Below are 14,426 nucleotides of genomic sequence, written 5' to 3' on the forward strand. Positions count from 1 at the left end.
CGGGACTGCTTCTCATTACAGGATTCACCGATGCGATTTAACGGACTGACCAAAGGTTTCTTCATTTTCATACTAGCCCTCGTTACCTGGGCGTTCTTCGATGTGCTGTCCCCCTACTTTTCCGCCATTTTGTGGGCCGCGATATTAACGACTATCTTTAACCCGGTAAAAAACAGGCTGCGCAGCGCACTTGGCGAACGCAACGGGCTGGCATCGTTAATAACCATCGCCATTATCTGTCTGATTGTCTTTATCCCGCTTATGGTGATCCTGTCATCGCTGGCCATTGAACTCAATGTGGTGTACACCAAACTGCAACAAAACGACACGCAGTTTCCCGAAGTCGTCACCACTATTCTTTCGTATCTTCCTGGCTGGGCGAGAGGATTCCTCGCAGAACACAATCTGGATAATGTTGCAGAAATCCAGAAAAAGCTGTCCGACATTGTGTTGCAAGGCGGGCAGTACCTTGCGGGCAGCGCATTCCTGATCGGTAAAGGGACATTCGGCTTTGCCATCAGCTTTGGCATCATGCTGTATCTGCTGTTTTTCTTGTTAAAAGATGGACCTTATCTGGTGCGCCAGATTCTGGACTCATTACCACTTTCTGATTTTGCCAAACAGCATTTGTTCGCCAAATTTGTCGGCGTAACGCGCGCAACCGTCAAGGGCACAGCAGTTGTGGCTTTAGTTCAGGGGATTCTTGGCGGCATCGCGTTTGCGATTGTGGATATCGACGGCAGCGTTCTGTGGGGCGCATTAATGGCGTTTCTGTCTCTGGTGCCTGCCGTCGGCTCGGCGATCGTCTGGGTACCCGCGGCCATATTCCTCTTCGCTACGCACCAACTGTGGCAAGGGCTGTTTATCGTCGGGTTCTTCGTGATTATCGTCGGGCTGGTAGACAACATCCTGCGCCCGCTTTTGGTAGGAAAAGACACCAAAATGCCGGACTACCTGATTCTGATAACCACCCTCGGCGGGATGGAGATTTACGGTATCAATGGGTTTGTGATTGGCCCCCTGATCGCCGCGCTATTCATTACCTGCTGGAACCTGTTTTCCGGGCGCGATCATGCAGGTAACGTGGAAGGAATCGACGAAGCCTTTATGGAAGAAGGAAAAAATCCTCCAGATTTATGATGTCAGGACGATAACAGAAGGCGGCCCTGGGCCGCCTTTTTTATTTTCACGCAAAATCATACGTTTCCTATAATTTCAATCATGCTAATTGATTAATCGTCGCAGAAGGATGTCATCAGTGCGAATAGCCACAATCACCAACTGGGCCTACAGCGCGACGGTATGCCTGACCATCGCCTCCGGCGTTGTCATGCTGATGGCGTCCAACGCCGATAACACCGAACGCCAGGTGGTGGAACAACGTTACAAATTTGATCAACTGACCGAAGAAGTGGAGCTCGACGCCTGGTCGCTGTCCGATATGGCGCGTCTCTACGTGGTCAGTAAAGACCCGGACGCTTTGAACAACTATCGCCAGAAAGAGGCGTCACTGAAAGCCGTTGAGCATCGCCTGGCGGCGTTGAAAGCTGCCGGAGCTACAGGTGAAGAGCTGGCGCTATTGCATGAAGGATTGCAGATTGTTGATGCCCTGCAGGACGAACAAGCTGCGGCGCTGGCCAGCGTCGCGCGGGGAGAACACACACAAGCTATTGCCCTGCTCTTCAGCAAAACCTATGAACAGGAACTGGAGCAGGCACAGGACCGGATCGACCATTTCCGCCAGTTGCTCGACAATCGTGTACTCAATGCCATTGAAGATGCCACTCAGGCGTCACGTACACTACGCACAGCCTCTGAAGTGATGGTCGGTCTTACGGCGCTGCTGTTTTTGTTCGTTCTTGGATTTATATTGAAGCGCCGCGTGCTGCGCCCGGTGGTGCGTTTGAGCGATGTAGTAAACCGTCTGGCATCGCAAGATTATGCTGTCGAGACCCCCAGCTTTAACCAGATCGATGAAATTGGCGATATGGCCCAGGCGATCCGGATTTTTCGCGAGAACGGCCTGGCCCGTCAGCGGCTGGAGAAAGAGAGAGACGCCGACTGGGGGATCCGTGAGCTGTTGGCGCGTATGACGCAGCGTCTGCAGGGGTGCGAGAGTTTTGCCGATGTCATTAATGTGGCAGAACTTTTCGCGCCAAATATAGCCCCAGGTATTGCCGGCCGACTGTACATACTGGATCGGGAACCCTGGCAAATGCGCTGCGTTGCGCAGTGGCTCTCACCAGAGGGCAAAGCCGATGCGTTCCACCCGGACGAATGCTGGGCAGTACGCCGCGGCCAGAGCCATCCACCGGTACAAGGCGAACCGGATATCGCCTGCTACCATCTGCCAGAGTCGTGCCAGCGGCATACCTTATGCGTTCCGCTGATTGCCCAGGGGGAAGCCATCGGCCTGCTCTCATTCCAGAATCTCAGCGAGGATTCCACCTCATCTCGCGCATACCTTGAGCTGATGGCGGAAGCACTCGGCCTGGCATTAGCCAACCAACGCTTGCGCGATGCGCTGCTGGAGAAAGCGCTGTACGACCCACTAACCGGTCTGCGCAATCGTCATAATCTTGAAGATACTCTCCGTACCCAGATGAGCCAGGCAGTTCGTACCAAAGAACCGATCAGTTGCCTGATGATCGATATCGACCATTTCAAAAACATCAATGACCGCTTTGGCCATGAGGCAGGCGATAGTGTGATAAAAAGTATCGCTGCCATTATTCAGCGCGTCGTCCACGACAGCGGCATGGCTTTCCGTTACGGGGGGGAAGAGTTTCTCGTACTGCTGGCAGGTGCAGATGAACAGACGGCCAATAGCTTTGCGACGGACATTTACAACGGTGTACGCGAATTGTCACTGCGCTTTGGCGTATCCGATATTGGTCATGTGGATGTCTCTATCGGTGTTGCCAGCTACCCGCAGCATGCCCAGAGCGATAATCTACTGCGTGCCGCAGACGTAGCGCTGTATCGCGCAAAAGAACTGGGGCGTTCACGCATTGTGAGCTTTGGCATGCTGGAAGCAAGCTGAATTATGTCAGCTGTCGGCGCATTGCTTTACCTCCACTTCAGGTAGTGGTAAGTTGACAGCATGAACACCAAACACGATATCAACGGTTTTACTCATAACCTGTGGTGGCAGCCTTCTTAAAGGCGGTCAGAATGTGTTTTCCCCATTTCAAATAACCGCCGAAAGGCGGTTATTTGCATTTGAAGACCCCTTTCGGTTTTACGCTTAAGGAGTCTTATATGAGCAACAAAACCATCATCCTCACAGGCGATCGTCCTACTGGTCCGCTGCACCTCGGCCACTATGTTGGCTCGTTGCGCCAACGCGCCACGCTGCAACACGATTATCGGCAGTTTATATTAGTCGCAGACCTGCAAGGACTGACCGATAACGGCAGTACACCACAAAAGATCCAAAACAACATTCCCGAAGTGCTGGCTGACTATCTCGCCGCGGGTATAGACCCTTCACTCACCACCATCTGTTTGCAATCGGCCTTGCCCGCCCTTGCCGAACTGACCGCGCTTTATATGAACATCGTTACTGTGGCGCGCGTGGAGCGTAATCCTACGGTCAAAAACGAAATTGCGCAGAAAGGATTCGCACGCTCGTTACCGGTTGGTTTTCTGGTTTATCCCATCAGTCAGGCGGCAGATATTTCAGCCTTCAAAGCTGAAGTGGTTCCGGTCGGCGACGATCAACTGCCAATGATCGAACAGACCAATGAAATCGTGCATAAGATGAATAGCCTGTTACCTGCCCCAGTATTGTCGCATTGCAAAGCGTTGCTGAGTGAAACCAGTCGTCTGCCCGGTATCGACGGTAACGCCAAGATGTCGAAGTCCCTTGGTAATACAATTCTGTTGTCCGCCAGCGAGGAAACTATTCATCGCGCCGTCAGCGCAATGTTCACCGACCCTAACCACTTGAAAGTGTCCGATCCGGGGCAAATTGACGGCAATATCGTATTCACCTACCTCGACGCATTTCACCCAGATAAAATCAAAGTGGCGGAGATGAAAGCGCATTATCAGCGCGGCGGATTAGGTGACAGGACATGCAAAAATGAGCTGGAGATGTGCTTGCAAGAACTCATCGCGCCGATGCGTGAGCGTCGGGCAACTTACATTCAGGATAAAGGCATGCTGATGGCGATGCTGAAAAAAGGGAGTCAACAGGCGCACGAAATCACACAGCAGACATTAAGAGAAGTGAAACAAGGCCTGGGTTTACCGGTGTTCTGAATACGAATAGAAAAATACAGGATTACTGATAACTCCCGCTAAACTTAAAAAATGTGGTTACGCTTAAGTTTTTCAATGGCATAACCGCTACTAAGAGAGTGAGATGTAACTATCTTACTATTACGCCTCATTATAAAAAGTTCGAATTCTCTTCTTTACGCCTGCCTGGGTCCGTGCCCATGCAGGCTTTTTTTTCACTATCAGCTTTTCGGATATCAGTTAACCACTAATGCCCAGTCCATCGCCCCCTGAGTAAAAAACACGCTGCAAAATCAACAAAATATAATCAACTTGCTTAATTACTCTGCAAACGCGTGAGATCGGGAAGAAAAATGCTATTTCCCTCTTGCCTCATTCGGTCTGTGCCGCTAATATTCGTCCCCGTTGTCACCTACAACGTTGCGTTCATAGCTCAGTTGGTTAGAGCACCACCTTGACATGGTGGGGGTCGTTGGTTCGAGTCCAATTGAACGCACCATATTGCGTCCGTAGCTCAGTTGGTTAGAGCACCACCTTGACATGGTGGGGGTCGGTGGTTCGAGTCCACTCGGACGCACCATATCATCTTTGATGTGGTGCTTTTCTCCTCATTCTATTCTCGATAATATCCCCCAATTTTTGTTGCCGTCCTGAACGACTTCGAAATTCTTACTGTCTATCCCGTTTGTCTCCAGCGCTGTTATCGACCACACTTATCCTGCTTCGCTTGTTTTTGGCACAATGCCGACACAGAACATCGATCACAGGGCATAAAAATAATATCAGGTGGATAAGATGAACAAGATCGCTATCGTCGGTACGGGACCGACAGGAATCTATACGTTACTCGCGCTCCTAAAGCATCAAACCCCGCTTTCAATTAGTCTCTACGAACAATCAAATGAAGCTGGGGTTGGCATGCCCTATAGCGATGAAGAAAACTCGCGATTGATGCTGGCAAATATCGCCAGTATTGAAATTCCCCCTATTACCTCTTCTTATCTCGACTGGTTACGCCAACAGAGCGTTGAACATTTAGCCCGTTATGGCGTGAAACACGACTCACTGCATGAGCGACAATTTCTGCCGCGAATTCTGCTTGGTGAATATTTTCGTGACCAGTTTTTACGCCTTGTAGACCTTGCGGACAAACAGGGGTTTAACGTCACCGTACACGAGTCCTGTCAGGTCAAGGATGTCAAAGCCACAACGGATGGCGTTGTTATTTGCAGCGATCATAACGACCCGGAGCATTTTGATCTTGCTGTCATCGCCACGGGTCACGTCTGGCCTGACGCACAAAGCGCGTCACGTACCTTCTTCCCGAGTCCGTGGACTGGACTAATGGAGGCCAAAATCCCGGCATGTAATGTAGGAATTTTGGGTACATCGCTGAGCGCTATCGATGCGGCTATGGCTGTCGTAGTACAACACGGTAGGTTTGTATTAGATGATGCGCAAGGTGTTCATTTCGAAAGAAATGAAGGCAGTCAGGATCTCAACATTCTCCTCATGTCCCGTTCTGGCATTCTACCGGAAGCCGATTTTTACTGCCCTCTCCCCTACGAACCACTCTCCATTGTGACTACTGAGGCTCTGGAACAGTGTATTGCAGATGGTCCTGCTGGGCTGCTGGACAGGATCTTTATGCTCATAGCCAAAGAAATTGAGCTGGCTGACCCTATCTGGAGCAAAGAAGTCGCCCTTTCTTCCCTGAACGCCGACAGCTTTACGGATGTCTGGTTCGCTGCCCGTAAAAAGCACGATCCGTTTCGCTGGGCTGCAGCCAATCTTGAAGAGGTCGAACGCAATAAACGTGACAAACATACGGTTGCCTGGCGTTACGCTATTCTGCGACTGCATGAGGCCGTACAGGAAATTGTTCCGTGGCTGGATGAGAAAGACAGAGAGCGGTTTGACAATGGACTTGCTCGCGTCTTTATCGATAACTATGCAGCCATTCCTTCACAATCGATCCGTAGATTACTGGCACTGCGTGAGGCCGGGATCCTGAATATTCGCGCGCTCGGTCAGGATTATCAGTTAGAGCAAAAAGAAAAAATGACGGTAATACGCGCTCAGGGCGAAACCTATGAGTTTGACGTTTTTATCGATGCCAGAGGCCAGAAAGCGTTAAAAATTAAAGATCTGCCATTTCCATCGCTACGGGATCAACTGCAGTCCACGAGTGAGGAAATACCGGATGTCGGCGATGACTATACGTTACAGGCGCCTGATATCGTCCGGGGACGCATTGCGCTCGCCGCACTTCCCTGGCTGATGCACGATCAACCTTTCGTGCAAGGGCTTACTGCCTGCGCAGAAATTGGGCAGTGCGTCGCGCAAGCCATTTCCCGGCCAGCCACGCGTCTTCGTCGACGCTTACCCTATTACGAGGCTTGACGCGATGTCTTCTTCCATCACTCTACTTGCTGCCGGCAGTTTACGCCCGGCACTGACTCCGTTGATAACCCATTTCACGCGCATCAGTGGAACAGATGTAAAGGTGGAATATGGTCCAGCCGGTTTATTGCGTGAGCGGATTGAGGCAGGTGAACCCTGTGCGCTGTTTGCTTCGGCCAATCGGGAGCATCCGCAGCGCCTTCTGGCTGAGCATATAGCCCTCTCGACGCATACCTTTTGCTGGAACCAGCTGGGTCTGGTTACCACCCGGACCGGTGAATGGCTGGATTTGCTACGAAACCCTGCCCTGCGCATTGGTACCTCTACGCCCGGCTGTGATCCTTCCGGAGATTATACCTGGGCATTTTTTGACAAGCTGGATGCGCTGGAGACGGGCCTCGGGCAGCAGTTGCGCGAAAGGGCCATTCCCCTGGTTGGTGGTCGCGACACCGTGAGGATCCCGCAGGGAGAACTTGCCAGCGCCTGGGTCCTGCGTCAGGGACTGGCCGATCTGTTTATCGGCTACGCGCATTATGCAAAAACGCTCCGCGCACTCCCCGACGTTCGTTATATAGCGATTCCGGCTGAATATAACATTCAATGTGAATACCAGCTGGCGGTGCTGGAAACGTCCAAAGATGCGCTGGCGCTGGTTGAGTTTATACTCGGCAACGGCGGCCAGGAATTTCTGATCGCCGCTGGTTTTGTATCACTTACCGACGAATAGAAAACAGCGGCGCAATAAACGGCGTCTGGTAATGGTCAACGTTCACTTTTCGCAGCGGTAATCCGTAGGCCTGGGACAGATTATCTTCCGTCACGATGCTGTCCGTCGGCCCTGCCCGCCATTTTCCTTCAGGAAGCAGCAGCAGCGTATGCGTGGCTATCTGTAGCGCATGCTGCGGATCGTGGGTTGAAAACAGCACGCTGCAGCCTTGTTGGCGAGCCAGATCGCTGATGAGCTGCAGCACCACCTGCTGATTAGCGAGATCCAGCGCGGAACACGGTTCATCAAGCAATAACGTCTGACATTCCGTGACCAATGCCCGGGCTATCATCACTAACTGTTGTTGCCCGCCAGAAAGTGAACCAAACGAGCAGGCGCCAAGATGTGCGATATTAAGTTGCTCCAGCGCCTGCGCTGCCCTTTTTTGATCCTGCTGGCTGGGCTGCGCAAATAACTTCACGTGCTGTGCCCGCCCCATCAGCACCACATCGCTAACCGTATAGGGAAACGGCAGATGACAATGTTGCGCCACAATCCCAATTCCACCGTCATTTTCAATACTGCCGTCCAAAGTAGGCAACGTGCCGGCTAGCGTATCGAGCAGCGTAGTTTTACCCAGACCGTTACGTCCCAGCACCGCCCAGATCTCACCTTTCCGGCAACTGAATGTGAGCGGCTCAAATAGCGGTACACGATGCCCGTAAGTCAGCTGATTTACGCGCAGTGCGACAGATTTCATTGTTTCCTCCGACGGGTGGTGTGGATGAGTAAAAAAGCGAACAGCGGCGCACCAAATAATGCAGTGATGATCCCCAGCGGGATCTCCGCAGGCAGCAGGGTGCGCGCAATATCATCCACCACAATCATAAAACCGCCCCCCAGCCAGAAGGCACAAGGGAGCAACCGACGATGATCGACCCCCACCAGCAAACGTGCCAGATGCGGGATAACCAGCCCGACCCAGGCAATACTGCCGCTGACCGCCACCTGAGCGGCGACTAAAAAAGCGCAGCACACCAGAACGCTGCGTCGCAGAGGAACCACCGCCACGCCCAGCGCTCTGGCATCTTTGTCATTCAGCGATAGCAGATTTATCCGCCAGCGTAACTGATACAAAACCGTCGCGGCGATACCCACCGGAATCGCCAACAGCAGAACTTTATGCCAGTTGGCCGTCGCAAAACTACCCAGCAGCCAGAACACAATGTTCGGTAACGTCTCTTCGGTATCCGCCTGATACTGAATCAGACTCACCAGTGCGGCAAAGAAACCGCTTAGAATAATACCCGACAGGATCAGCACCAGCGTATTCTCCAGCCCCTGCAATGTAGCGATGGCATACACCAGAATCAGCGCCGTCAGACCGAAGAAAAACGTTGAACCCATCATCAGCCACGGCGACAGACCGAGCAGAATCGCCAGCGTACCGCCAAAAGCAGCCCCCGACGTTACGCCGATAATATGCGGATCGACCAGTGGATTATGAAATACCCCTTGCAGCGTCGCACCGCATAAACCCAACGCGCCCCCCGCCAGCAACGCGATCAGAATTCGTGGTAACCGCACCGTCCAGACAATCTGGCTGGCAATCCCTTCGGCATCGCTATAGTGCGTCAGATGGTAAAATACCTCGCTTAACGACAGCGGATATTGCCCGAGGCACAGTGAGCTGACGCCCAGTAATAAAACCGCCGCCATTAGCAGTGGCTGCTGGGGGAAAATGCGGTTAATTAGCTGCATCAGACTGCCAGTTCACACGATAAAAACGCTGATAGTAGTCTTGCGCCTGCGCATCGACATCCACGTCTTTATAGGCGTCCGGATACAGTTTTTTGGCCATCCACAGTTCACCTATCGCCAATGCTTCCGGCATCGGATACCCCCAGGCTTTGGCGTATTCCGGCATCAGCCAGATACGATGATTTTTCACCGCATCGATTCCCTGCCAGTTGGGATCGTTTTGGATCTCCGTCACCACCTGCGGGTAACGGTCCTGAACAAAAATCACCTGCGGATTCCACGCCAATACCTGCTCAAGCGCGACCTGACGGGCGCCTTTCACACTGGCCGCCGCCACGTTTAATCCTCCCGCATGCTGCATCATCAGTCCCGTATACTTCCCGGAGCCGTAAGTCATCAGGTCGGGGTTAGCCATATAAATACGCACCTTTTGCGCATCAGGAATGTTGGCAACTGGCGCGTTGAACTTTGCCCGCGCCGCAAAAACGTAATCGATCAACGTCTCTGCCTGCGCTTTGCGCCCCACAACATCCGCAATCAGGCGAATCCCCTGTTTTAACCCTTCGTTGTAGACCTGCTCTTCATCGGCCATAGTCGGATTCATTTTATTCTGCTGACCATCAGCATCCTGACGCAATGAGATAGCGACCACCGGAATACCGGCGTTCTGAATCTGCTGAATCATCTCCGCAGGCGCATAGTTGGCAACAAAGACGACCTGTGGGTGAATCGCCAGCAGGCTCTCGATATTCACGCTGGTGAGATCGCCCGGCGTCGGCAATGTCGTTATCTTTGGCATAAAACGCGCGAATTCAGGCCCGAGCTGTTTTTTCCAGCTCGACATGACACCAACAATGTCTTGCTGGGCGTTGAGTTGCACCAGAATATTCAGCGTCTGATGTTGCAGCACAACCACGTTGTCGACATGGTCTGGAATCGTGATCTGACGACCAAGCTGATCGGTAATCGTACGCTCGGCCTGCGCGGAGAACGCCACCAGGAAGCTGGCGCAAACCAGCACAAAAGAACGGAGAGTTAACATGGGGTACCATCTGGATGAGGAATAAAAACGATATATATTAAATTATATAACGATATAACTGGCAACCCATTACCGATAATTACCGCGCTGCACACGAGGAAGATCAATTTTTGTGGGCAAAAATAAAGCCGACGGCAATGACCACCGTCGGCTTTCGTTGATACTGAGCGGCTAGACTATTTCGTCGCAGCTTTAATGATATCAAGCGCTTTGGCGAACTGATCCTGCGGAATTGTCAGCGGGTAAAGGAAACGAATAACGTTGCCGTACTGACCACAGGTTAACAGCAATAATCCCTGCTCAAGGGCTTTCTTCTGCACGCGTTGCGCGACCGCAGCGCTGGGCTCGCCCGTCGCTGCATCACAAAATTCAGCAGCAACCATTGAGCCTAAGCCGCGCACTTCGGCCAGTTCAGGACACCATCCTTGCGCGTCAGTCAGGGTGGCGCGCAGTTGTTCACCGAGAGCCGCTGCCCGTTGGCACAACTGCTCATCACGAATAATATCCAGTACCGCATGAGCCGCCGCAATCGACAACGGGTTGCCAGCGTAGGTACCACCCAGCCCACCCGGCGCAGGCGCATCCATAATTTCTGCCTTGCCTACCACCCCAGACAACGGCATCCCACCCGCAAGGCTTTTCGCCATCGTCATCAGGTCCGCTTTGTCGGCGTAGTGATCCATCGCAAACAGTTTACCCGTGCGAGCAAAACCACTTTGCACCTCATCGGCAATCATCACGATGCCATGCTCATCACAGATACGGCGGATCCCGGCAACAAACTCCGACGGCGCTACCACAAAGCCCCCTTCGCCCTGGACCGGTTCGAAGATAATCGCCGCAACCTGGGTTGGATCGATGTCGGCTTTAAACAGGCGTTCAATCGCTTTTAGCGAATCCGCCGTGGAGATACCCTGCAACTCAGAAGGATATGGCGCATGGTAAACGGAACCAGGGAACGGGCCGAACCCTTTTTTATAAGGCGCTACTTTGCCGGTCAGCGCCATCGTCATGTAAGTACGTCCATGAAAACCGCCGCCAAAAGCGATAACACCGGGACGACCGGTATGCGCGCGGGCGATTTTTACCGCATTTTCCACGGCTTCGGCACCGGTAGTGAAGAATGTGGTTTTGCGTTTACCGTCAATCGGCGCAACGGCGTTGATTTTCTCAGCCAGAGACACATAGCTTTCGTACGGTACAATCTGATAAGCCGTGTGGGTAAAAGCCTGCAGTTGGGCTTCAACCGCCTGCACCAGACGAGGATGACGGTGCCCGGTGTTCAGCACGGCAATCCCGGCGGCAAAATCAATATACTGATTGCCCTCAATATCGGTAATCGTGCTGTTTTCTGCCGACTGGGCGTAAAAGTCACACATGACACCCACGCCACGCGGGGTGGCATCCAGACGACGTTGTTGCAGGTTTTTATTGTTCATTCGCTACACCTTGTCCATAACTACATTTCAGTTGAATTACCCTTTAAATTTAGACGCCATCTGGTACTTTAATCGAGAGCCAAATCGTTTTATTTTAAGGATCCAAATGCGTTCACTTGCCGGAGATGTGATCAAGCAAGCATTTAGCCAGCAGACAGATGAAAAACTGCATCGTCGTCTGTATGCCGCCATTTGTAATTGCATCCTTGAGGGCAGCCTGAAACCGGCTACCCGCATGCCTCCCTCACGGGATCTGGCGGGCGAACTGACGTTATCGCGTAACACCGTCTTGCGGGTTTACGAGCAGTTGCAGGCCGAGGGCTATATCTCTGCGCGCACCAGCAGCGGCACATTCGTTACCGACAGCGTGCTCGACAATCTCGATCTACGCCCCAACAAAGAGCCAGTGGCTGTTGCGCTTGAGGATCACACCCGCTTATCTGCCCGCTGCCTTGAACTGCTGGGGCATGCCAGCGCCAGTCCCCGGCAATGGGGAGCCTTTATTCCTGGCGTGCCTGATGTTCAGCATTTTCCTCACCGGGTGCTCAAAAAAATCCAGGATCGGCTGGCAAGGCGACTACGCCCGGAGTTTCTCACTTACGATGCCGTAGGCGGGGTGAGTGAATTGAAAGAAGCGCTGGCAGACTATCTGCGCACCGCCCGGGGTGTACGTTGTTCGCCTGATCAAATTCTGATTACTGAAGGTATTCACCAGGCGCTGGATCTGGTAACGCGCGCTTTGTGCAATCCGGGTGACAGTGCCTGGATTGAGGAGCCAGGCTATTGGGGGATAAAAAACATTCTACGCATCAACGCGGTTAACTTTTCGGCAATCCCGGTTGATGAACAAGGTATGATTCCCCCAGGCCCAACAGAACCCGCACCGAAGCTGATTTTTGTGACACCGTCACATCAGTATCCTCTCGGTTCGGTAATGAGCCTGAGCCGTCGGCAACAGCTTCTTTTGCGCGCCCGCGAAACGCGAAGCTGGATAGTAGAAGATGATTACGATAGCGAGTTTCGCTTTTCCGGCCAGCCTATTCCGTCATTACAGGGACTGGAGGAAGAGACACCGGTTATCTACATCGGAACATTCAGCAAGACACTCTATCCCGCACTGCGACTCGGGTATGTGGTACTGCCCAAACCGCTAGCCGCACCGCTAAAAAAGGTACATAACGACCTCTATCGCGGCGGACATTTATTGATTCAGGCCGCGCTGGCGGAGTTTATCCGCGAGGGATATTACGCGGCGCATATTCGGAAAATGCGCCAGTTGTACAGCCGTCGTCGACAGATGCTGGTGGAACTTATCACCCGCCAACTTGGCGAACATTACCTTGGCTCCTTCAGCAGTAACGCCGGGCTGCATATGATTTTACAGTTACCCGCCGGAAGCGATGACATCGCCATTGCTCAGCAGGCGAATGCGCAAGATTTGCTGGTGCGTCCGCTGTCTCGCTACTACGTGAATGAAGAGAAATGCAGCGGCCTGCTGCTGGGGTTTGCCAGTATAGAAGAACATGAAATGGCGGCGGCGTTTACCCGACTCGCGACTATTATCAGGGAAAACGCCGTATAAGCACTGCCGGATGGCGGTGCTTATACGGCATGCTGTTTAATGTGACGCTTTTTTAACGCCAGCCAGATCCTGCTGGCTTACTTCACCATTCCCTTCCCCCCAACTTTTACGCACGTAGTTAATTACGTCGCGCATTTCGTTGTCGGTTAACATGCCGCCGTAGGCTGGCATCTTAAAGGAGACGCTGCCCCGTGTTGTCGGTGTTTCTGCACCATAGGCAATCACTCTGTACAGCGGCGTCGGGTCATCCACCATCACCAGCGGATTGTGGATCAACGAAGGTGCATTATCATCCGTACCTTTGCCTTCCAGACCGTGACACGTTGAGCAGTAGCGGTTATAGGTCACTTTGCCCGCCTCGGCTGAATTCGACCAGGATGCCGTAGTCGCTGCGCTACGCCCCGCTTCAGGCTTCGTACTTTTCAGGCTCAGCAGATATTGTGCGATCGCCGTGGCATCTTCGTCCGTCAGATACTGTGTACTTTGAGTAACGACTTCAGCCATCGAACCAGAAACCGCGGCATGCTTGCTTTTACCGGTCAGCAACAGCGATTTTAACTCCAACTCCGACATTCCGGTGCCCCGCAACGACGGTGCATACCAGCCGTCGATCATCGCGCCGCTCAGATACTCGGGATCGGCATTGCTATACGCTTTTTCGTTCATCGCCACACCTCTCGGTGTATGGCATGAACCGCAGTGTCCCGGGCCTTCCACCAGATAAGCGCCTCGTTTCACCAGGGCCGCATTTTCATCCGTTTTCGCGCTCGCAGCAGCCGTCTCTGGCGCGTCGGTAAACAACCAGTTCCAGATATGCAGCGGCCAGCGGGCGGAGAGTAGCCACGGAATGGCATTCTCTTTATTGGGTTGTGCCGACGGCGTGACGTCATGCATAAAATAGCGGTACAGCGCCTGAACATCCTCGTCAGAAAGCTTCGCGTAAGAGGGATAAGGCATAGCCGGATAGAGCGGATGACCATCTTTGGCAATCCCCTGACGGACCGCCTTTTCAAAATCCTCGTATGAGTAGCTACCAATCCCCTGCGTCTTATCCGGAGTAATATTGGTCGAATAAATATCCCCTAGTGGAGTGGGAAACTTTTTGCCCCCTGCCATCGCCGCGCCACCTTCCGTCGTGTGACAGGCTACGCAGTCAGAAATCCTCGCGATGTATTCGCCATGAGTTTCAGCCGCAGAAACCGTGGCGGTAAATAAACAGGCGGCAAGAACGGTTACATTACGCATAGA

The 14,426-nt window shown here is 52.8% G+C and carries 11 protein-coding genes and 2 tRNA genes; 8 read left to right on the forward strand and 5 right to left on the reverse strand.

Annotated elements, in window-relative coordinates:
• The first annotated feature begins 30 nt into the window (after positions 1-30).
• From FDX14_RS15950 to FDX14_RS15980, 7 genes are all read left to right on the forward strand, one after another.
• Positions 31-1,140, forward strand: a complete 1,110-nt coding sequence (locus FDX14_RS15950) for an AI-2E family transporter (RefSeq protein WP_042308685.1) — start codon at positions 31-33, stop codon at positions 1,138-1,140.
• A gap of 118 nt (positions 1,141-1,258) precedes the next feature.
• On the forward strand, positions 1,259-3,043 hold the full coding sequence (locus tag FDX14_RS15955; RefSeq protein WP_137349818.1) for a diguanylate cyclase: 1,785 nt from the start codon (positions 1,259-1,261) through the stop codon (positions 3,041-3,043).
• Between the two features lie 218 nt (positions 3,044-3,261).
• Complete coding sequence (gene trpS, locus FDX14_RS15960; protein WP_061381415.1) at positions 3,262-4,266, forward strand: tryptophan--tRNA ligase; 1,005 nt, start codon at positions 3,262-3,264, stop codon at positions 4,264-4,266.
• Between the two features lie 401 nt (positions 4,267-4,667).
• Positions 4,668-4,744, forward strand: a tRNA-Val gene (locus tag FDX14_RS15965).
• Positions 4,745-4,748: 4 nt separating this feature from the next.
• A tRNA-Val gene (locus FDX14_RS15970) sits at positions 4,749-4,825 on the forward strand.
• A gap of 215 nt (positions 4,826-5,040) precedes the next feature.
• Complete coding sequence (locus FDX14_RS15975; RefSeq protein ID WP_137349819.1) at positions 5,041-6,648, forward strand: FAD-NAD(P)-binding protein; 1,608 nt, start codon at positions 5,041-5,043, stop codon at positions 6,646-6,648.
• A 4-nt stretch (positions 6,649-6,652) separates the two neighbouring features.
• Entirely contained in the window at positions 6,653-7,375 is a 723-nt protein-coding gene (locus FDX14_RS15980; protein ID WP_042308694.1) for a substrate-binding domain-containing protein, read from the forward strand.
• Here FDX14_RS15980 and FDX14_RS15985 read toward each other — a convergent pair.
• The 4 genes from FDX14_RS15985 to puuE all read right to left on the reverse strand — a co-directional run bounded on the left by FDX14_RS15985 (position 7,362) and on the right by puuE (position 11,596).
• The gene (locus FDX14_RS15985) at positions 7,362-8,114 is read right to left on the reverse strand and encodes an ABC transporter ATP-binding protein (RefSeq protein WP_137349820.1); all 753 of its coding nucleotides are present in this window, start codon (positions 8,112-8,114) and stop codon (positions 7,362-7,364) included. The genes FDX14_RS15980 and FDX14_RS15985 overlap by 14 nt on opposite strands.
• Positions 8,111-9,115, reverse strand: a complete 1,005-nt coding sequence (locus FDX14_RS15990; RefSeq protein ID WP_137349821.1) for a FecCD family ABC transporter permease — start codon at positions 9,113-9,115, stop codon at positions 8,111-8,113. The genes FDX14_RS15985 and FDX14_RS15990 overlap by 4 nt, the downstream gene beginning before the upstream one ends.
• A complete protein-coding gene (locus FDX14_RS15995) occupies positions 9,102-10,157 on the reverse strand; it encodes an ABC transporter substrate-binding protein (RefSeq protein ID WP_137349822.1) in 1,056 nt (351 codons plus the stop codon). The genes FDX14_RS15990 and FDX14_RS15995 overlap by 14 nt, the downstream gene beginning before the upstream one ends.
• Positions 10,158-10,333: 176 nt before the next feature.
• The gene (gene puuE, locus FDX14_RS16000; protein WP_042308703.1) at positions 10,334-11,596 is read right to left on the reverse strand and encodes a 4-aminobutyrate transaminase; all 1,263 of its coding nucleotides are present in this window, start codon (positions 11,594-11,596) and stop codon (positions 10,334-10,336) included.
• Positions 11,597-11,702: 106 nt separating this feature from the next.
• On the opposite strand from puuE, the gene pdxR reads away from it, so the two are divergent.
• Positions 11,703-13,178 (forward strand): MocR-like pyridoxine biosynthesis transcription factor PdxR, encoded by a 1,476-nt coding sequence (gene pdxR / locus FDX14_RS16005; RefSeq protein ID WP_137349823.1) that lies wholly within the window; start codon positions 11,703-11,705, stop codon positions 13,176-13,178.
• 36 nt (positions 13,179-13,214) lie between these two features.
• Here the strand turns inward: pdxR and FDX14_RS16010 are convergent, their stop codons facing one another.
• A complete protein-coding gene (locus FDX14_RS16010; protein ID WP_137349824.1) occupies positions 13,215-14,423 on the reverse strand; it encodes a cytochrome c in 1,209 nt (402 codons plus the stop codon).
• Between the last annotated feature and the right edge of the window lie 3 nt (positions 14,424-14,426).

Origin of the sequence: Citrobacter sp. wls710 (genome assembly GCF_005281115.1) — a bacterium.
Taxonomy (GTDB): domain Bacteria; phylum Pseudomonadota; class Gammaproteobacteria; order Enterobacterales; family Enterobacteriaceae; genus Citrobacter; species Citrobacter werkmanii.